Raw genomic sequence first — 19,241 nt, forward strand, 5'->3', positions numbered from 1 at the left:
CCCGCATTCGTACGGATGGGCGAGACCGGGGCAAAGTCTACCGGCGGTCCATCGACTCCTGGGGGGCCTCCCGCCGACGGCTCCTGGGCAGTACCCGCAGCGCATCGGACATATCGGCTACTTCGGTGACCTTCATACCGGCCGGTATCTTCCCGGGATCGGACGGTACGAGGGCGTGGGTGAAGCCCAGCCGGTGCGCCTCGGCGAGCCGCCTCTGGACGCCTGTGACCCGTCTCACCTCGCCCGCGAGGCCCACCTCGCCGATTGCCACCAGGTTCTTCGGCAGCGGGATGTCGGCGCTGGCGCTGGCCAGCGCCAGAGCCACGGCGAGGTCCGCCGCCGGCTCGGTGAGCCGCACGCCGCCGACCGTCGCCGAGTAGATGTCGCGCTTGCCGAGCGCGGTGATCCGCCCGCGCTGCTCCAGCACCGCCAGCATCATCGACACCCGGGACGTCTCCAGGCCCGAGGTCGTGCGCCGGGGTGACGGGATCTGGGAGTCGACGGTGAGCGCCTGCACCTCCGCGACCAGCGGGCGGCGCCCCTCCAGGGTGACCGTCAGGCAGGTGCCGGGCACCGGCTCGTCACGGCGGGTGAGGAAGAGCCCCGAGGGGTCGGCGAGGCCGGTGATGCCCTCGTCGTGCAGCTCGAAGCAGCCGACCTCGTCCGTGGTGCCGTAGCGGTTCTTGACGCCGCGGACCAGGCGCAGGCGCGCGTGCCGGTCGCCCTCGAACTGCAGCACGACGTCCACCAGGTGCTCCAGCAGGCGGGGGCCCGCGATGGCGCCGTCCTTGGTGACGTGGCCCACCAGGAGGGTGGCCATGCCGCGCTCCTTGGAGGCGCGGATCAGCGCACCCGCCACCTCCCGGACCTGCGCCATGCCGCCCGGCGCGCCCTCGATCTCCGGCGAGGCCACGGTCTGCACGGAGTCCACCACCAGCAGCGACGGCTTGACCTCGTCCAGGTGGCCGAGGACGGCGGCGAGGTCGGTCTCCGCGGCGAGGTAGAGGTGGTCGTCGATCGCCTTGATGCGGTCCGCGCGCAGCCGGACCTGACTGGCGGACTCCTCGCCCGTGATGTAGAGCGTGCGGTGGTCGTCACTGGCGGCCTTGGCCGCGACGTCCAGCAGCAGCGTGGACTTGCCGACGCCCGGCTCGCCGGCGAGAAGCACCACCGCGCCGGGGACGATGCCGCCGCCCAGGACGCGGTCAAGCTCGGGGACGCCGGTGCTGCGCGCCGTGGCCTGGCGGCCGTCCACCTGGCCGATCGGGACGGCCGAGGTCGTGACCCGGCCGGGGGCCGTGGTGCGGACCGCGGGCGCGCCGTACTCCTCGATCGTGCCCCACGCCTGGCATTCGGGGCAGCGGCCGAGCCATTTGGCCGTCTGCCAGCCGCATTCGGTGCAGCGGTAGGACGGCCGGTCCTTGCCGGATTTGGTACGGGCAGCCATGGCACGGAACGTTACCGCCCGCCACCGACAACGCGGCCCCCGTCGGGTGCTCCGGCTCCGGCTCGGGGCTGCGGGCCCCGGGGTTGCGGTCGTACGGAGGTGAGTTACGTCACTCGGCTCGTGCCAGGTCCGGCCGCCGGCGTTCTCCAGATGGCCTGGAGGGTGGCACGGCCCGGATGGTCCGGACGCCCGTCCCCGATCGGGTGACGGGCGTCAAGCGAGCGAGTTTGACACCATACCACCACTCTGTCTCCTTTCGAGGGATGTCGTCACCTGAAAGGGTTAAAAGTGGCCTCAGTGGAGGAAGGATTCGCCACACCCCGCCTACGGTCACACGGGTGATGAGCAGCCGACCGGAGACGTTCGAGCACGCCACCCGCGCACGTCAGGCGCACCGGAGCACGCGCCGCAGCACGGTGCCGCCGGAGGCCGGGCGCAGGCCGCGGGTGCCCCCGCGCTACGAACGGCACCTGGACGGCCTCTTCACGTACTGCCTGTCCGTCCTCTGCGACCACGCGGCGGCCACGGCCGCCCTGGGCGAGGCGCTCGCCCTCGCCGAGGACCGCCACGGCCTGCGCCTGGGGGCCTTCCCCGTGCTGTCCCGGCAGTGGGCGAGGCTGAGGGGCCTGGGAGGCACCCCCGGCCCCACGGATCCCGCCGAGCACCGCGCCTGGCTCTACGCGCTCGTCCGCTGGGCCTGCCTGCGCCACCTCGCACGGCCCGGCCGCCCGCACGGGCGCCTGTCCGGCGGGGAGCCGTTCGACGGTGCCGAGCCGTTCGACGGTGCCGGGTTGCCCGGCGGTCCCGGATGGTCCGGCGCGCCGGAGCGCGACGGGGCGGTGCCCCGCGGGGCGGAGCGGGTGGAGGAGCGCGGGCACCGCAGGGAGCGCGGGGAGCTCGCCCGGCTGGCGTGGCCCGAGGCCGCCGGCACCACCGCCGAGCAGCGCGAAGCGCTGGAACTCACCGTGCGGCACCGGCTGACCGCGGCCGAGGCCGCCGGCGTGCTGGGCGTCGAGCCGGCCGTGGCCCGGGAGCTGATCGCCTCGGCCTCCTGCGAGGTGGAGCGCACCCGGGCCGCCGTCGCCGTCGTGACGGCGGGCGGCTGCCCGGTCGTGGCCGGCCTGGCCGGCGGGCACCCGCTGGGCGCCGTGCTCTGCCGCGAACTCGTCCGGCACGTCGACGACTGCCACCGCTGCCGCCGCACCGCCGCCGGGGTCGCCCGGGACGCCTGGCCCGGCACCAGCGTCCTCCCCGTGGGCCTGCCGCTGGTCGTGGCGCCGCGGACGGCCCTGCCCGGCGCGATGACGGCCTCACGCGCGCGGGGCGCCGGCCCCCGGTTCGACCGGCGCGGCTACCCCGTGGCCCCGAAGGACCGCCTCGCGCGCTGCCGCCGGATGCGGGCCCGCGTGGTGACCACCGCTGTCGTCGCCGCCGTGCTCGCCGCCCCGGTGCTCTCCCTGTGGGCGGCCTACCGCGGCGACTCGTTCGCCACGGCCGACCAGGACGCGGGGTCCCCCGTCGCCATAGGCGCGGCCGAGGCGGAGCCGACCGGGGACGCCGTCGCCGCGGCCGGCGGCCCGGCCGGTGGGGACCGCCTGCGCGGCACCCCGGAAGCGTCCGGACGCGGTGCCCCGGCGACGGTCTCCGTCGAGGTCGTCAGCCCGAGCGGCCCGCCGTCCGGCCATGACCTCACCGTCACGGCGCGACCCGCCGGAGACACCACGTACCTCACGCTCACGGCACCGCGGACGGAGCTCGTGCACTGGTCACTGCGGACCGGGAACGCCCACTGGCTCCACCCCAGCCGGGCCTCCGGCACGCTCGGCCCCGGCGAGAGCGCGGCAGTCCGGGTACACGCCGACCCGTACCGCGCCCCGGCCGGCCACTGGACGGCACGGATCGCGGTGGCCCCGACCGGGGCGGTCCTCCTGGTCGACGGCTACGGAGCCCGCACGCCGTCGGGCGCCGGCCACGTTCCCTCCGGCCACCAGGGCGCGCAGGGCGGCGGGCAGCACGGGCACGGGCACGGGGGCGGGCACGGGCGTGGGCACCACGGTCACGGGGGCGGGCGCGGTCACCACGGGCACCACGGCCACGACGGGACGAACGGGCACGGGGGGACCGGAGACCCGTCGCCGACCTCGCCGGCGTCGCCCACGCCGTCCGGCCCGCCCCCGCCGAGCCCGTCAGCCAAGCCGTCCCCGACGGTGCCTACCTCGTCGCCCCCGGCTCCGTCGGGGACACCCACGTGAGCAGCGCGGAACAGCGCCTGCGAAGAGGGCGCGGGGAACTGCGCACGACATCTCAGGATGGGGGCCGAATCTCGGGATGGGGAGGCCGAAGAGCGAGACGAGCCCACCACTGCCCCAGGGGCGCGGGGAACTGCGCGAACACCCCGATGGCGGGGAAGTCGAAATGAAGGCGCCCCACCTGCCCCAGGGGCGCGGGGAACCGCGCGAACGCTCCCGGCGGTGGGGAGGCCGAAGGGCGAGGTGAGCCCACCACTGCCCCAGGGGCGCTGGGGCGCGGGGAGCCGCTGAGGGCGCCCCCACGCCTCTCGGGCAGCGGGGCGGTCGCGGAGACGCGCCGACACGGCGGGCGGCCGCAAAGGCTCAGGCGCTCGCCACCGGGTCCGCCGGATGGGCCGCGAGGAGCGGCAGGCCCCGGGCCAGCCGCTCCTCGCAGAGGTCCACCAGCCTGTCGTACCCCGCCTTGCCCATCAGCTCGATCAACTCGGCCCGGTAGGACACGTACACCGGCTCCCCGGCCCCGTGCGCCGACCGCGCGGACGTGCACCACCAGTGCAGGTCGTGCCCGCCGGGACCCCATCCGCGGCGGTCGTACTCGCCGATCGACACCCGCAGCACGCGCGTGTCGTCCGGCCGGTTCACCCAGTCGTAGCTGCGCCGGACGGGAAGCTGCCAGCAGACGTCGGGCTTGGTCTCCAGCGGCTCCTTGCCCTCGCGCAGCGCGAGGATGTGCAGGGCGCAGCCGGCGCCGCCCGCGAAACCGGGGCGGTTCTGGAAGATGCAGCTCCCCTGCCAGCGCCGGGTCTGCCGCTCGGTGTCGCCCTCGCCGTCGTCGGCCTCCTGCACCCACCCCGTGGCGCGGCCGACGTCATGGTGCTGCCAGATGTCCGGTGTGAGCCTTGCCACATGGGACGCGACGCGCTGCTCGTCCTCCTCGTCGGAGAAGTGCGCGCCGAGCGTGCAGCAGCCGTCCTCCGCGCGGCCCGCCTCGATGCCCTGGCAGCCCGCACCGAAGACGCAGTTCCACCGGGACGTCAGCCAGGTCAGGTCGCACCGGAAGACCTGCTCCTCGTCGGCCGGGTCCGGGAACTCCACCCAGGCCCGCGCGAAGTCGAGCCCCTGCTCGTCGGGCTCCCCGGGCTCCCGCGCCGGTGCTTCCCGGGGCAGCTTGGGGTCGGGCGCCTGGCCCTCCACGGCCACCTCACCCTTGTCCTGCCGGTTCCGCGGCGTCGGCTCCTTGCGGCGCCGCTCGCCGGCGTCGGAGGACGCGGGGTCGGGAGACTTGTGGTTCTTTGCCTTTTTCGTCTTTGGCACGACTCCAAGGGTATGCGGCGCCGGGGCGGCAACCCGGGCATCACCCGAGCGCGCGTTCCCTCGGGCGCTCAAGGGCATCCCCGGGCACGCGTGCGCCCGGGTGCCGTCCAGGCGCGTCCCGTGCACGAGCGGGGCCCCGCCCCGTGGATCCCGCCTGGGAATCAAAGCGTTCGGGTACCAGGAGCAACGCCCGGCGCAACGGGCAGTAGCGTTCCGTGCATGAGACTCGGTGTCCTCGATGTGGGTTCGAACACAGTGCATCTGCTGGTGGTGGACGCACACCCGGGGGCACGGCCCCTGCCCGCCTACTCCCACAAGGCGGATCTGCGGCTCGCTCAGCTCCTCGACGAGCGGGACGCCATAGGGCACGAGGGCGTCGCGATGCTGACCGAGACCGTGCGCGACGCGCTGGAGACCGCCGAGGACAAGGGCGTCGAGGACCTGCTGCCGTTCGCCACCTCCGCGGTGCGCGACGCCGGCAACGCCGACGAGGTGCTGGACCGGGTCCGGCGGGAGACCGGGGTCAACCTCCAGGTGCTCGCCGGCGACGAGGAGGCCCGGCTCACCTTCCTCGCTGCCCGCCGGTGGTTCGGCTGGTCGGCGGGCCGGCTGCTGGTCCTGGACATCGGGGGCGGCTCCCTGGAGATCGCGTTCGGCATCGACGAGGACCCGGACGCCGCGGTGTCGCTGCCGCTCGGCGCGGGCCGGCTGACCGCCGGCTGGCTGCCCGGGGACCCGCCGGACCAGGCGGCCCTCAGGGCGCTGCGCAAGCACGCGCGCACGGAGATCGCGCGGGTGGTGGGGGAGTTCAGCAGGTTCGGCAAGCCGGACCACGTGGTCGCCACCTCCAAGACGTTCCGGCAACTGGCCCGCATCGCCGGCGCCGCACGCTCGGCCGACGGGCTCTACGTGCAACGGGAACTCAAGCGCGAGTCCCTGGAGTACTGGGTGCCCCGGCTGGCCCGCATGACCGCACGGGAGCGCGCGCAGCTCCCCGGGGTCTCGGAGGGCCGCGCCGGGCAACTGCTCGCGGGCGCGGTGGTCGCCGAGGGCGCCATGGACCTGTTCGGCGTGGACACCCTCGAAATCTGCCCCTGGGCACTCCGCGAGGGCGTGATCCTCCGCCGCATGGACCGCCTCCCCTCGGCGTAGGCGCTGCCGCGCCCTGCAGCCGGCGTGGGGGCGCCCCGGCCTTCGGCGCGCCCCCCCACGGGGTTCTGGCACCTCCGGACCTGTGCGTGGGCGGCCGGTCGCTCGCTCGCGCGGAGGTCCGCGTCCCTTGGGCGCGTTGCGCCACCGCTGCGGTGGGGTGGTCCTGCCGTTCCCGGATCGCCTGCCCGCGGACGGTTGCTCGCGCAGTTCCCCGCGCCCCTCGGGCGCGGTGCGCCACCGTCCCGGTGGGGTGGTTCCCTCGTGCCCGGATCTCCTGTACGCGCTGGCCGCTCGCGCAGTTCCCCGCGCCCCTTCCGGGGCGGCCCCGGCGTATGGCGTGCCCGGATGGGGGCGCGGGGAACTGCGCGAGGAGCCACGGCGTGAGGTGAGCGTCGTCACGACCCCAAGGGGGCCGCCCCTGCCGCCGCCAGGCCACCGTCAGGTGGCGAAGGCGGGAAAGGGGCGCGGGGAACCGCGCAAGAGGCCACGGCAAGACGTGAGCGTCATCACCGCCCCAGGAGGGGCACCCCCACCACCAGCCGTGAACGCCGCTCCCCGAGCCAGCCGGGGGCCCGGGGCCCGCCCCGGCACCCTGACGTGAACAGCGCCACACCCCCGCACTCCCGACGCCCCGTAACCTGGTTCCCGTGGCTGAACCCGTCGTACGCATCCCCGAGGCGAAGGTCGCCCTGTCGACGGCCTCCGTATATCCGGAGCCGACGGCAACGGCCTTCGAGACCGCCGCACGCCTCGGTTACGACGGCGTGGAGGTCATGGTGTGGACCGATCCCGTCAGCCAGGACATCGAGGCGCTGCGCCGCCTCGCGGACTACCACCGCATGCCCGTCCTGGCCATCCACGCCCCCTGCCTGCTCGTCACCCAGCGGGTGTGGTCGACCGACCCCTGGACGAAGCTGAAGCGCGCGAAGTCCGCCGCTGAGCGCCTGGGGGCGGCCACCGTCGTCGTCCACCCGCCGTTCCGCTGGCAGCGCCAGTACGCGCGCGACTTCGTCGACGGCATATGGAGGATGGCGAACGAGACGGACATCCGGTTCGCCGTCGAGAACATGTACCCCTGGCGGTACCGCGACCGCGAGATGCTGGCCTACGCCCCCGACTGGGACGTCACCAACCACGACTACCGCCACTTCACCGTGGACCTCTCGCACACCGCGACCGCCCGCACCGACGCCCTGGACATGGTCGACCGCATGGGCGACCGCCTCGGGCACGTCCACCTCGCGGACGGCGCCGGATCCAACAAGGACGAGCACCTGGTGCCGGGCCGGGGCACGCAGCCCTGCGCCGAGCTGCTGGAGCGCCTGGCCACGACCGGTTTCGACGGCCATGTGGTCGTGGAGGTCAACACCCGCCGCGCGATGTCGAGCGCCGAGCGCGAGGCGGACCTCGCCGAGGCGCTGGCGTTCACCCGGCTGCACCTCGCCTCGTCGCGGGGCGCGCAGGACGTGGCCCGGTCATGACGGACACCGCGCCCCGCCGCCGCGGGCGCCCGCCCCGCGCGGGGGTGGACCAGGGCCCGGGGACCCGGGACCTGATCCTGGAGGCGGCCCGCCAGGAGTTCTCCGAACGCGGCTACGCCAAGGCGTCCGTGCGCGGCATCGCCAAGATCGCCGGGGTGGACTCCGCGCTGGTGCACCACTACTTCGGCACCAAGGACCAGGTCTTCGAGGCCGCGGTCGCCGGTGCCTTCGCGCCCGCGATCATCGGCGCCGACGCGCTGGCCGCGGGGCCCCTCGACGCGGTCGGCGAGCGGCTGACCAGGTTCGTCTTCGGCATCTGGGAGAACCCGGCTACCCGTGCCCCGCTGCTGGCGATCGTCCGCTCCGCGGTGAACCACGACGCGGCGGCCGCCGTGTTCCGCCGCCTCGTCGCCGCCCACCTGCTCAGCAGGATCGTGCGGCAGCTCGACCTCCCCGACGGGGAGCTGCGCGCCGAGCTCGCGGCGGCCCAGCTCGTCGGTGCCGCCATGCTGCGTTACGTGATCAAGGTCGAGCCGCTGGCGTCCGTACCCGTGGACGAGATCATCACGCGCGTCGCACCGGTGGTGCAGGGCCACCTGACGGGCTCCGGCGGCGCCGCGACCTGAACGCGGCCGGCCCCGGCTCCCGGCCCCAGCCCCCGGGCCCGTACCCGCTCGCGGAACGAGACCCCCATCCCGCATCACGGACGGCCTGTCCGAATCCTGGAGGGTCGGCGTAGGCTCGTCGGGGAGTCATCCCTGAGAAGGAGCGAGCGACGATGCCCGAGCTGAGGTCCCGCACTGTCACACACGGCCGCAATATGGCGGGCGCCCGCGCCCTTATGCGTGCCTCCGGTGTAGCGAGCGAGGACATCGGCAAGCCGATCGTCGCGGTCGCCAACTCGTTCACCGAGTTCGTGCCGGGCCACACCCACCTCCAGCCGGTCGGCCGGATCGTGAGCGAGGCCATCAAGGCGGCGGGCGCGGTGCCGCGCGAGTTCAACACCATCGCCGTCGACGACGGCATCGCCATGGGCCACGGCGGCATGCTCTACTCCCTGCCGTCCCGCGACCTGATCGCCGACTCGGTCGAGTACATGGTCGAGGCCCACTGCGCGGACGCCCTGATCTGCATCTCCAACTGCGACAAGATCACCCCGGGCATGCTGATGGCCGCCCTGCGGCTCAACATCCCCACGATCTTCGTCTCCGGCGGCCCGATGGAGGCCGGCCGCGCCACCCTCGTCGACGGCACGGTCCGCAAGCTGGACCTGATCAACGCGATGTCCGACGCCGTGAACGAGTCGGTCTCCGACGCGGACATGCTCCGCATCGAGGAGAACGCCTGCCCGACCTGCGGCTCCTGCTCCGGCATGTTCACCGCCAACTCGATGAACTGCCTCACCGAGGCCATCGGCCTCGCCCTGCCCGGCAACGGCTCGGTGCTCGCCACCCACACCGCCCGCCGCGCGCTCTACGAGCGCGCCGCGTCCACCGTCGTCGAGCTGACCCGGCGCTACTACGACGAGGACGACGCGTCCGTGCTGCCCCGGGCCGTCGCCACGCACGCCGCGTTCGAGAACGCCATGGCGCTCGACATCGCCATGGGCGGCTCCACCAACACGATCCTGCACCTGCTGGCCGCCGCACAGGAGGCCGGCGTCGCCTACGACCTCACCGACATCGACGCCGTCTCGCGCCGCGTGCCCTGCCTCGCCAAGGTCGCCCCGAACGTCGCCCCGCAGGGCACGTACTACATGGAGGACGTGCACCGCGCCGGCGGCATCCCCGCCATCCTCGGCGAGCTGTACCGCGGCGGCCTGCTCAACGAGGACGTGCACACGGTCCACTCGCCGTCCGTGAAGGCGTGGCTGGAGACCTGGGACGTGCGCGGCGGCTCGCCGTCCGAGGAGGCGGTGGAGCTGTGGCACGCCGCGCCGGGCTGCAAGCGCTCCGCGGAGGCCTTCTCGCAGTCGGAGCGCTGGGAGAGCCTGGACACCGACGCCGCCGCCGGCTGCATCCGCGACGTCGACCACGCCTACTCCAAGGACGGCGGCCTGGCCGTCCTCAGGGGGAACCTGGCGCTGGACGGCTGCGTGGTGAAGACCGCCGGCGTCGACGAGTCGATCTGGACGTTCGAGGGGCCCGCGGTGGTCTGCGAGTCGCAGGAGGAGGCCGTCGAGAAGATCCTCCGCAAGGAGATCACGGAGGGCGACGTCGTCGTCATCCGCTACGAGGGCCCCAAGGGCGGACCGGGCATGCAGGAGATGCTGTACCCGACCTCGTACCTCAAGGGCCGCGGCCTGGGCAAGGCGTGCGCGCTCATCACCGACGGCCGCTTCTCCGGCGGCACCTCCGGGCTGTCCATCGGCCACGTCTCCCCGGAGGCGGCGTCCGAGGGCACGATCGCGCTCGTCGAGGACGGCGACCGGATCCGCATCGACATCCCCGGGCGGGCGATCGACCTCCTCGTGGACGACGCCACCCTTCAGGCCCGGCGCACCGCGCGCGGCGGCGTCTACGCCCCCGCCGACCGCGACCGGCCCGTCTCGACCGCCCTGCGCGCGTACGCCGCGATGGCGACGAGCGCCGACAAGGGCGCCGTGCGCGACGTCTCCAAGCTGGGCTGACACCCCGGGGCGCCCCCACCGGGCGCCCCACTGACACCCCCTCAACTCTTCACGCCCCTCGCGGTGCAACTGTCACGCCGCGGGGGGCGTCTTTACGTATGGCTTTATTTGTGGCGAACAAGCCACCGAACAGGTCCAATGGGGAGCTACGGCACACCGGCGCCCATCAGGACGCCGTACACGCCCCGACGGGGCGCCGTTGATGGGGGAGGACCCATGGCTGAGAGCACTGTGACGCCCGAGACACCCGAGACCCTTGAGTCGCTGGAGCCGCTTGAGGACAGAACGCAGGAGGCCGAGCCGTCGGAGGCCACCGAGGCCGTGGCGCTCGCCTCGGCGACCACCGGCTACCCGGTGGTCGCGCAGGTGAACGTCCGCTCGGGCCCCGGCACGTCCTACCGCAAGGTGGGCACCGTCTCGGCTGGAAGCCTGGTCGCGATCAGCTGCCAGACGCCGGGTCAGAACATCGTGGGCCCGCTCGGCACCTCGAACATCTGGGACCGCATAGGCAGCGGGCGCTACGTGTCCGACACGTATGTCCGCACCGGAAGCGACGGGTTCGTGGCGCCCCGCTGCTGAGGCGGAACGCTGAGGAGCCTGAGGTTCCCGAGGTTCCCGAGGAGTCCGACAAGCCCGAGGAGCCCGAGGAGCCCGAGGAGCACGGAGTTGGACCGGCGGCGGGTGGCGCGGCGCGCCCCCGTCGCCGGCGCTTGTGGCGTGAGCCCCAGCGCGTGAGCGCGGGTGTCGGGCCGGGCGAGGCGTTCCACTCCCGGCCTCGGCAACGCCGAAGCCCCTACGGCGCCTCCGGCGGTCGCGCCGTGGCGAAGCCGAAGACGGTGTTGTCGCCCGCCGTGACGACCATGACGCCGCCGGCCACCGCCACCCGCGGCGAGGCGGCCAACTCCGAGTTGACGGTGTCGGAGCGCGGCACGGTGGTCCACAACCGCCGCCCGTCGCGCGCGTGGAGCGCCTGCACCCTTCCGGTGGGCGAGCTGAAGTACAGCACGCCGTGTGCCAGCACCGGCCCCGAGGCGGACTCCAGGCTCGTCTGCGCCGCCCACTTCTGGCGTCCCGTCACCGGATCGATCGCCCTGACGAGCCCCGCGGCGCCCGTGAGGTAGAGCGTCCCGCCGGCCATTCCCGGGGTCACGCCCGCGGCGCCTTGCAGGGGGGCCTCGGCGACCTTGCCGGTGTCCGGGTCGACCCGGAGCACGTCGGTGTAGCCGGTGACGCCGCCGTTCGCCATGTGCCTGCGCAGTAGCACCAGCGAACCGTCGGCCTCGCCCGCCGGCCACACGGGTCCGTCGACGGCGACCGGGTCGCCCAGCGCGCCGGTGGCGGGGTCGACCGTACGGAAGGCGGGGTGCTTGACCTCGACCCCCGCGACCTCGGCGCGCGGTGCGCACATCGCGTAGAGGCGTGTTCCGGCGGTCAGCGGGATGCACTGCTGGCCGGCGGGGAACGGCGTTGCCCAGCTCCGCCCGCCGGACCGTGCCTCGCGTGCCTCGATCCGGGTGGACGCGTTGTCGGCGTAGACGACCCGGGAGCCGGACACCACAGCGTCCTGTTGGTGGCCAGTGAACGTCGCCGAGTTCGACGCGGGGCGCACCGACCACGTCTCCTCGCCGTCGGCCGCGGAGAGCCCGACGATCTCTTCCTGGCCGCCGGACGTGATGCGGTACCCGATCATCGTGTCGTCGGCGAAGCCCGCCATGTACACGCCCTGAGCGGGTACGCCCGGGCTGGGCCGCTTCCACACCTGGCTGCCGTCGGACGTCCTGAGCCGGACGCCGAGCACCCCGCCCCCGCCGCAGTAGACCGAGTCGCCGTGCGCGACGCAGCGCAGCTCGTCCGAGATCCCCTGGCCGCCGGCGACCGTCTCGTGCCAGGGCTTGAAGCCCGCGGGCGGCTGCACCTGGGCCACGGTGACGGAGCCGCGCCCCTTCCCGTCCGCCATGCCGCCCCGGGGCCGGTCGGCGCCGCCGCCGCTCAGCAGGGCCACTCCGGTGCTGATCGCGGCCACCGCGGCGGCGACGGCGACCACCGTCCGCCAGCGGCTGCGCAGGCCGCGCGCCGAGAACGGGCCGGGGGCCGCGGAGTGCCCCGCGGCAGCGCCCGCCGGGGTCGCGGTGGTCGCGGGGCCCTGCGGGGCGGGCACGGTGCCGGGGCGGGAGCCGGGCGCGGGCCGCCGGGCGCCGCCGGGTGCGGGACCGGGCTCCCCGGCCGGGGACAGGCGCCGGGGCGGGAGGTGGACGGGAGCGGGGGCACCCCGGCGCGGGTGGGTGTCGTGGGTCGCCGGCTCAGCGGCGGGTGACCGCATGACCGTGTCGTCACCGGAGAACGCCACGCGCTCGTCAAGGGACGCTCCTCGACCGTCGAAGGGCGCGCCTCCGTCGAAGGGCGCACCTCTCTCGTCGGCGAGGAACTCGACACCGTGGTCGGCCGCGAGGGACTCGGCGAACCGCTGGGCGACCGTCGGCATGCCCTCGGTGTCGTCCCCGCGGTCCCCGCCGTCCCCGCGCCCGGCGCGCGCCCTGCGCAACCGCTCCCGGGTCTGCGGGGAGAGCAGCCGGGTGTCGGGGTCGGCGTCACGTGCCGCCGCGGCGGCCGCGGCGGCGGGCGAGACGGTCAGCTCCTCGGGCAGGGCCCGCAGCTGCGTCAGCAACTCGTCCGCGTTCGGCCGCCTGGCGGGGTCCTTGGCCAGACAGGCCTCGACGGCCGCACGCAGCGGCGCGGGCACCTGGGCCAGCACCGGCGCCTCGTGGACGACCTGGTAGGCCGTCATATAGGGGCTGTCGGAGTCGAAGGGCCCCTGGCCGGTCGCCGCGTAGACGAGCAGGGTGGCCAGGGAGAACACGTCCGACTCGGGCCCCACCTCGCGCGGCGCCTGCAACTGCTCCGGCGACATGAACGGCGGCGTCCCGATGACCCGGCCGGTCATGGTGAGCGTCTGGTGGTCGGTGGCGCGCGAGATCCCGAAGTCGATCACGCGGGGGCCCTCGGGGGAGAGCACGACGTTCGACGGCTTGAGGTCGCGGTGCACCACGCCCGCGCGGTGGATGTCGCGCAGCGCCTCCACCAGCCCGATGGCGAGCGTGCGCAGCGCCGCGCCGCCGAGCGCGCCGTCCTCCGTGATCCGCTGGGCGAGCGTCGGTCCCTGGATGTAGGTGGTGGCCATCCACGGATGGGGGCCGTCCGGATCGGCGTCCACGACGGCCGCCGTGAAGGCGCCGCTGACCCGCCGGGCCGCGGCGACCTCCTGCCGGAACCGGATCCGGAACTCGTCGTCGTCCAGGTACTGCTGGTGGATCAGCTTGATCGCGACGGGCCGGCCGGACGGCGTGTGCGCCAGGAAGACCGTTCCCATGCCGCCGGAACCGAGACGTTCCCGGATCGCGTATCCGCCGATCGTCTCGGGATCTCCCGCACGGAGCTGCACTCTGGTCGACCTCCCCCGACATTCCGCCCCTCGTGCCCCTGAACAAACTAGCGGTTCGACCGCCAGTTCCCACGCCACCGCACCGCACGCCACGCCCCGGCGCTCAAGACATACCGGCACCCTGGCACGCTCCGTACGCCGACGAGGACGCACCGTCAGAAATGAAGAGCGGCCCTCACGAGCGGTACGGCGCACGACGCACTCAGCCACAGCGGGACGGGCCCGACACGGTTCCACGAGCCCGAGGGGTCCCACCGTCGCCGAGACGGATACTCGACAGGTGAGCAACCAACCCGCCCCCGGCCACTCCCACACCTCCGCGCCACCCCACACCCCCCCCAGCCGCCCCGCACCCCAGCCCACGGCACACTCCCGGCACTTCCGTGACTCCCGGCACCCCCGACGCTCCTGACACCCCCGCACCCCAGCCCCTCCGGTTCTTCGGCACCACCTGGCTCACTCGCGACCGCACCTACGCGATCCGGCGCACAGCCGTCGCGGCAACCGCCCTCCTCGCTGCCGCCGCCGGCGCCCTGGTCCTCGTCCTCGCCTGCCAGGGACTGGCCGCCGCGGAAGGCGGCCTGGTGAACGTCCTGCTGGTGGCGGTGACAGCCGTCTGCAGCGCGACCGCATTTCGCCGCACCTGGTCCGGTTTCGCCGTAGGCCCGGACACCTCCGCCCAAGGCCCGCGGCAAGGCCCGCAGCAGGATCCGCAGCAGAGTGCGCCGCAAGGCTCGCAGCGCGGCTTCATGGCCATAGGGTTCCTCGGCGTCCTGCTCGCGTACGCCGTCCGCTGCGCCGTCGAGGCCCCGGGCGAACGCCTGCACCGCGCGGAGTACGAGCGCGCCCGCGCGGAGCACGCCCGCCGCACGGCCCGCCGTACCGGCAACCCGGCCACCCGCACGAAGAAGAGGAAGAAGTAGCGCAGCATGACCGGTTCGTCCCGTGCCGCCCGTGCCGCCCGTGCCGCCCGCGAGGCCAGTGCCGTCCACGCCGCCCGCGCGCAGTCCTTCAACGCGGTCGCCGCCCAGTACGCCGGCTACCGGCCCTCCTACCCGCCGGCCCTCCTCGACGCGATCGAGGAACAGGCGGGCCGGCCGCTCGCCGGAGCCCGGGTGGTCGACGTCGGCGCGGGCACCGGGATCTCCACGGCCCTGCTCGCCGCCCGCGGCGCCCGGGTGATCGCCGTGGAACCGGGCGCGGGCATGGCCGCCGAGTTGCACCGGGCGCTGCCCGGCGTACCGCTGGTACGCGGCGACGGCAACGCCCTTCCGCTGGCCGGCGCCTCGGCCGACCTCGTCACGTACGCCCAGTCCTGGCACTGGACCGACCCCGCGCGCTCCCTACCGGAGGCCATGCGCGTGCTGCGCCCCGGTGGCACCCTCGCCCTCTGGTGGAACGTTCCGGACCACGCCATCGCATGGCAGGCCGACCAGCGCGCGAGGATCGAGGAGCGGTTCGGATCGGGAACGGGCGCCCACGGCACCGCGGGAAGGGTGCGCGACTCCGGCGCGGACCTGGACTTCGCCCACCGCCAGGTGCGCTGGAGCCGCCGGCTGCCGCTCGACGACCACCTCGCCGGCCTCGGCAGCCACTCGATCTTCCTGGTGCACGACCGGGCGGCCGTGGACGACTTCTTCGCAGGCGAACGTGAGCGCCTGAACGAGCTGTTCCCCGCCGGAACGGTCGAGGAGACGTACGTCGTCGACCTCCTCACGGCGTCCCGCCCGCCAAGCTGACCCCGGAGCCCGCAAGCCCGGAGCCCGCAAGCCCGGAGCCCGCAAGCCCGGAGCCCGCAAGCCCGCAAGCCCGGAGCCCGCAAGCCCGGAGCCGCAGCCCGCGCGCGCAGCCGCCTCCCCAAGCAGCTCGCGCGCCACGCACCTCCGCCCCAAGCCCAGCCCTGCCGCGGACTCCCGCCCGGCAGGGCTCCTTCGCGTGCCCCGCCGCCGGCCGGTAAGCCCAGCGCCCCCGCCCCGCACGTCTCGGCCCTCCCTCCTCCGCACGCCCCGAAGCTTCTTGACGCCACGCCGCCCCGTCGCCATTATTCATCGCATGATGAATTACTCGCCGGCCTCCGCACCTCGGGGCTCCGCACCCCCGGACTCCACACCGCCGGGCTCGACACCGCCGGGTTCCACCGCGCCCCCGAGCGCCGCAGGTTCCACGGACGCCCGCGTCACGTCCCCGGCCGTGCGCGGAGCGGGCCTCAGCGTCGTGCGCGGGGGCCGCACCGTCCTGCGGGGCCTCGACTTCGCCGTGCCGCGCGGCCGGATCACGGGGCTGCTCGGCCCCTCGGGGTGCGGCAAATCGACGCTGATGCGGGCGATCGTGGGCACGCAGGGCCGCGTCACCGGCACCCTCGACGTGCTCGGCCGCCCCGCGGGCAGCGCCGCTCTCCGTTCGCGGGTCGGCTACGTCACCCAGGCCCCGTCCGTCTACACCGACCTGACGGTGCGCCAGAACCTGGAGTACTTCGCGGCGGTCCTCGCCCCCGGCCGCGCCGCCGCGGCCCGGCGCCGGGCGGACGTCACCCGTGCCATCTCCGACGTCGCCCTGACCTCGCACGCCGGCGCCCTCGCCGGCAACCTCTCCGGCGGTCAGCTCAGCCGCGTCTCCCTCGCCGTCGCCCTGCTCGGCGCCCCCGAACTCCTCGTCCTGGACGAGCCCACCGTCGGCCTGGACCCCGTTCTCCGCCGTGACCTGTGGGACATCTTCCACGGCCTGGCCGCCGAGCGCGGCACCACGCTGCTGGTCTCCTCGCACGTCATGGACGAGGCCGAGCGCTGCCACCGGCTCCTGCTGATGCGCGACGGCGTGTTCCTCACCGGGGACGGCGCGGGGGCGCAGGCCGGCGGCGACACCCCGGACGCCCTGCGCGCCCGGACCGGTACGGACACCGTCGAGGACGCCTTCCTCCGCCTGGTCGACGAAGCCGCAGGCAAGGACGCCGCCGAGCCCGCCGGACGGGCCGCGGAACAGACCACGGATCACCCCACGGAACGACCCACGGATCCCCCCACGGAACAACCCACCGACCGGACCACCGGCCGACCCGCCGATCACAGCACCGACCAGCCCACCGACCAACTCGCCGATCACAGCACCGACCAGCCAGCCGCCCCCACCGCCCAGGCTGACCCCCGCCCCGGCAAGGAGCCCCGCCCATGACCGCCGCCCCCGCCGCCGCGGCCCCCGGCACCACGGACCCCGCGCCGCCCGGCCCCGGCCCCGCGCTCTCGTTCACCCGCACCGTCGCCACCGCCGCCCGCGTGCTGCGCCAGCTCCGCCACGACCCGCGGTCCATCGCGCTGATGATCCTGGTGCCGTGCGTGATGCTCTTCCTGCTCCGCTACGTCTTCGACGGCAACGAGCGCACGTTCGACTCCATCGGCGCCTCGCTGCTCGGGATCTTCCCGCTGATCACCATGTTCCTGGTGACGTCCATCGCGACCCTGCGCGAGCGGACCTCGGGCACCCTGGAGCGCCTGCTCGCCATGCCCCTCGGCAAGGCCGACCTGATCGGGGGCTACGCCCTCGCCTTCGGCGCCCTCGCCGTACTGCAGTCCGCCCTCGCCACGGCGCTCGCGCTGTGGGGTCTGGGACTCGACGTCACCGGGTCCCCGTGGCTGCTGCTGCTCATCGCCCTGCTCGACGCCCTCCTCGGCACCGCGCTCGGCCTCTTCGTGTCCGCGTTCGCATCCTCCGAGTACCAGGCGGTCCAGTTCATGCCCGCGGTGATCTTTCCCCAGATCCTCCTCTGCGGCCTCTTCGCGCCGCGCCCCAGCATGCATCCGGCCCTCGAAGCCGTCTCCGACGTGCTGCCCATGTCGTACGCGGTGGACGGCATGAACCAGGTCCTCCAGCACACCGACGTCACCGGCGACTTCGTCCGCGACTGCCTGGTCGTCGCCGGCTGCGCCCTCCTCGTCCTCGGCCTGGGCGCCGCCACCCTCCGCCGCCGCACGCCCTGACCCGCACAGGCGCGCCGGTCCGGGCACCCGGCCCGCGCCCCCGCGACGGTGCGCACCTCCGTCCGCCGGTCGCCATGCCGTCCCGACCGGCGGACAGGCGCGTCCCGCGGACCCCGCCCGGTGCGAGGATGGGAGGCGGACGACGCACCCGAAGGACAAGGCTCATGACCAAGAAAGTCGCGGTGCTCGGCACCGGAAAGATCGGCGAGGCCCTGCTCAGCGGAATGATCCGGGCCGGCCGCGCGCCCGCCGACCTGCTGGTCACGGCCCGCCGTGCCGAGCGTGCCGAGGAACTCCGCACCCGCTACGGCGTCGCGGCCGTCAGCAACCCCGAGGCCGCCAAGTCCGCCGACACGCTGATCCTCACGGTCAAGCCGCAGGACATGGGTGCCCTGCTGGACGAGCTCGCCCCGCACACCCCCGCCGGCCGCCTGATCATCACCGGCGCCGCCGGCATCACCACCTCCTTCGTCGAGCAGCGCCTCGCCGAGGGCACGCCCGTCGTGCGGGTCATGACGAACACGCCCGCCCTCGTCGACGAGGCCATGTCGGTGATCTCCGCGGGCAGCCACGCCACCGACGACGACCTCGGCCACGCCGAGGAGGTCTTCGGCGCCGTCGGCAAGACGCTGCGGGTCCCCGAGGCACAGCAGGACGCCACGACCGCGCTCTCCGGCTCGGGCCCCGCGTACTTCTACTACCTCGTCGAGGCCATGACCGACGCCGGCATCCTGCTCGGCCTGCCCCGCGACAAGGCCCACGACCTCATCGTCCAGGCCGCGATCGGCGCCGCCGTGATGCTCCGCGACAGCGGCGAACACCCGGTGAAGCTCAGGGAGAACGTGACCTCCCCGGCCGGCACCACCATCAACGCCATCCGCGAGCTGGAGAACCACGGCGTGCGCGCCGCCCTCATCGCCGCCCTGGAGGCTGCCCGCGACCGAAGCCGCGCCCTGGCCTCCGGCACGGGCTGACGGGTCCGGGCCTCCGGAACGGCCAACGCGCCTGGGCCCCCGGTGCCGCCTGGGCCCTGGTACCGCCTGGGCCCTGGTACCGCCTGGGCCCTGGTACCGCCTGGGCCCTGGTACCGCCTGGGCCCCCAGCACCGGCCTGGGTCACCCGGCCGGCAGGACAGCCCGTGCGCGTCCAGCACCTCCGCCGCCCGCACCACCCGCGCGAACCCGCCGCCGTGCAGCGACACGGCCGTCGCCTCCGCCAGCTCCTGCGCGCGGCGCCGCCAGCCGAACGGCCCCTCCTCGTCGAAGGTGTAGGTGGCGTCCAGCGGGAGCAGCACGTCGTACCCGAGGTTCCCGGCCATCCGGGTGGTCGTCTCCACGCACATGTTGGTCTGGATCCCGGCCACCACGAGCTGGGTGATTCCCGCGTCCGCACACCAGGCGTGCAGGTCGGGGGTGCCGTAGAAGGCGGAGTTCACCGGGGTTCTCGGAGTGTGCCCTGGTCTTCAGGGCGGGGAGGAATCTGGTTTCCCGCGGAGTGGGGCAGGAGAAGGCGGATCGCCGTAAGCGACTCGGCGTCCGTCTGGGGAGTGGTGAGGGCGG

14 protein-coding genes and 1 pseudogene are annotated in these 19,241 nt (G+C 74.5%); 11 read left to right on the forward strand and 4 right to left on the reverse strand.

Features of this window, described 5'->3' with window-relative positions:
* Positions 1–37: 37 nt before the first annotated feature.
* Positions 38–1,447 carry a DNA repair protein RadA gene (gene radA / locus Sm713_RS01585; protein WP_212907912.1) on the reverse strand — a complete coding sequence of 470 codons (1,410 nt, stop codon included), beginning with the start codon at positions 1,445–1,447 and terminating at the stop codon, positions 38–40.
* Between the two features lie 341 nt (positions 1,448–1,788).
* On the opposite strand from radA, the gene Sm713_RS01590 reads away from it, so the two are divergent.
* Positions 1,789–3,699, forward strand: coding sequence for a hypothetical protein (locus Sm713_RS01590; RefSeq protein WP_212907913.1), 1,911 nt, complete (start codon positions 1,789–1,791; stop codon positions 3,697–3,699).
* A gap of 360 nt (positions 3,700–4,059) precedes the next feature.
* Here Sm713_RS01590 and Sm713_RS01595 read toward each other — a convergent pair whose 3' ends face one another.
* Positions 4,060–5,010: a hypothetical protein gene (locus tag Sm713_RS01595; protein WP_212907914.1), complete on the reverse strand. Its 951-nt coding sequence runs from the start codon at positions 5,008–5,010 to the stop codon at positions 4,060–4,062.
* 219 nt (positions 5,011–5,229) lie between these two features.
* On the opposite strand from Sm713_RS01595, the gene Sm713_RS01600 reads away from it, so the two are divergent.
* The 5 genes from Sm713_RS01600 (at position 5,230) to Sm713_RS01620 (ending at position 10,851) form a co-directional block, all read left to right on the forward strand.
* Complete coding sequence (locus tag Sm713_RS01600; protein ID WP_212907915.1) at positions 5,230–6,162, forward strand: Ppx/GppA phosphatase family protein; 933 nt, start codon at positions 5,230–5,232, stop codon at positions 6,160–6,162.
* A gap of 647 nt (positions 6,163–6,809) precedes the next feature.
* Positions 6,810–7,643 carry a sugar phosphate isomerase/epimerase gene (locus tag Sm713_RS01605; RefSeq protein WP_212907916.1) on the forward strand — a complete coding sequence of 278 codons (834 nt, stop codon included), beginning with the start codon at positions 6,810–6,812 and terminating at the stop codon, positions 7,641–7,643.
* The gene (locus Sm713_RS01610; RefSeq protein ID WP_212907917.1) at positions 7,640–8,269 is read left to right on the forward strand and encodes a TetR family transcriptional regulator; all 630 of its coding nucleotides are present in this window, start codon (positions 7,640–7,642) and stop codon (positions 8,267–8,269) included. The genes Sm713_RS01605 and Sm713_RS01610 overlap by 4 nt, the downstream gene beginning before the upstream one ends.
* Positions 8,270–8,421: 152 nt before the next feature.
* A complete protein-coding gene (ilvD, locus tag Sm713_RS01615) occupies positions 8,422–10,272 on the forward strand; it encodes a dihydroxy-acid dehydratase (protein ID WP_212907918.1) in 1,851 nt (616 codons plus the stop codon).
* Between the two features lie 216 nt (positions 10,273–10,488).
* The gene (locus Sm713_RS01620) at positions 10,489–10,851 is read left to right on the forward strand and encodes an SH3 domain-containing protein (RefSeq protein WP_212907919.1); all 363 of its coding nucleotides are present in this window, start codon (positions 10,489–10,491) and stop codon (positions 10,849–10,851) included.
* Between the two features lie 214 nt (positions 10,852–11,065).
* On the opposite strand, the gene Sm713_RS01625 is transcribed toward Sm713_RS01620, so the two are convergent.
* Positions 11,066–13,711, reverse strand: coding sequence for a PQQ-binding-like beta-propeller repeat protein (locus Sm713_RS01625; protein ID WP_212907920.1), 2,646 nt, complete (start codon positions 13,709–13,711; stop codon positions 11,066–11,068).
* A 383-nt stretch (positions 13,712–14,094) separates the two neighbouring features.
* On the opposite strand from Sm713_RS01625, the gene Sm713_RS01630 reads away from it, so the two are divergent.
* The 5 genes from Sm713_RS01630 (at position 14,095) to proC (ending at position 18,656) form a co-directional block, all read left to right on the forward strand.
* Positions 14,095–14,634 (forward strand): EamA/RhaT family transporter, encoded by a 540-nt coding sequence (locus Sm713_RS01630; RefSeq protein ID WP_212907921.1) that lies wholly within the window; start codon positions 14,095–14,097, stop codon positions 14,632–14,634.
* Between the two features lie 6 nt (positions 14,635–14,640).
* Positions 14,641–15,450 (forward strand): class I SAM-dependent methyltransferase, encoded by an 810-nt coding sequence (locus Sm713_RS01635; RefSeq protein ID WP_212907922.1) that lies wholly within the window; start codon positions 14,641–14,643, stop codon positions 15,448–15,450.
* Positions 15,451–15,763: 313 nt separating this feature from the next.
* Positions 15,764–16,879, forward strand: a complete 1,116-nt coding sequence (locus Sm713_RS01640) for an ATP-binding cassette domain-containing protein (RefSeq protein ID WP_212907923.1) — start codon at positions 15,764–15,766, stop codon at positions 16,877–16,879.
* Complete coding sequence (locus Sm713_RS01645; protein WP_212907924.1) at positions 16,876–17,682, forward strand: ABC transporter permease; 807 nt, start codon at positions 16,876–16,878, stop codon at positions 17,680–17,682. Before Sm713_RS01640 ends, Sm713_RS01645 begins: the two co-directional genes overlap by 4 nt.
* Before the next feature lie 164 nt (positions 17,683–17,846).
* Entirely contained in the window at positions 17,847–18,656 is an 810-nt protein-coding gene (gene proC / locus Sm713_RS01650; RefSeq protein ID WP_212907925.1) for a pyrroline-5-carboxylate reductase, read from the forward strand.
* Positions 18,657–18,823: 167 nt separating this feature from the next.
* On the opposite strand, the pseudogene Sm713_RS01655 reads toward proC, so the two are convergent.
* Positions 18,824–19,117 (reverse strand): annotated as a pseudogene (locus Sm713_RS01655) (isochorismatase family protein); the annotation flags it as partial.
* Between the last annotated feature and the right edge of the window lie 124 nt (positions 19,118–19,241).

Source organism: Streptomyces sp. TS71-3, from assembly GCF_018327685.1.
Lineage (GTDB): Bacteria > Actinomycetota > Actinomycetes > Streptomycetales > Streptomycetaceae > Streptomyces.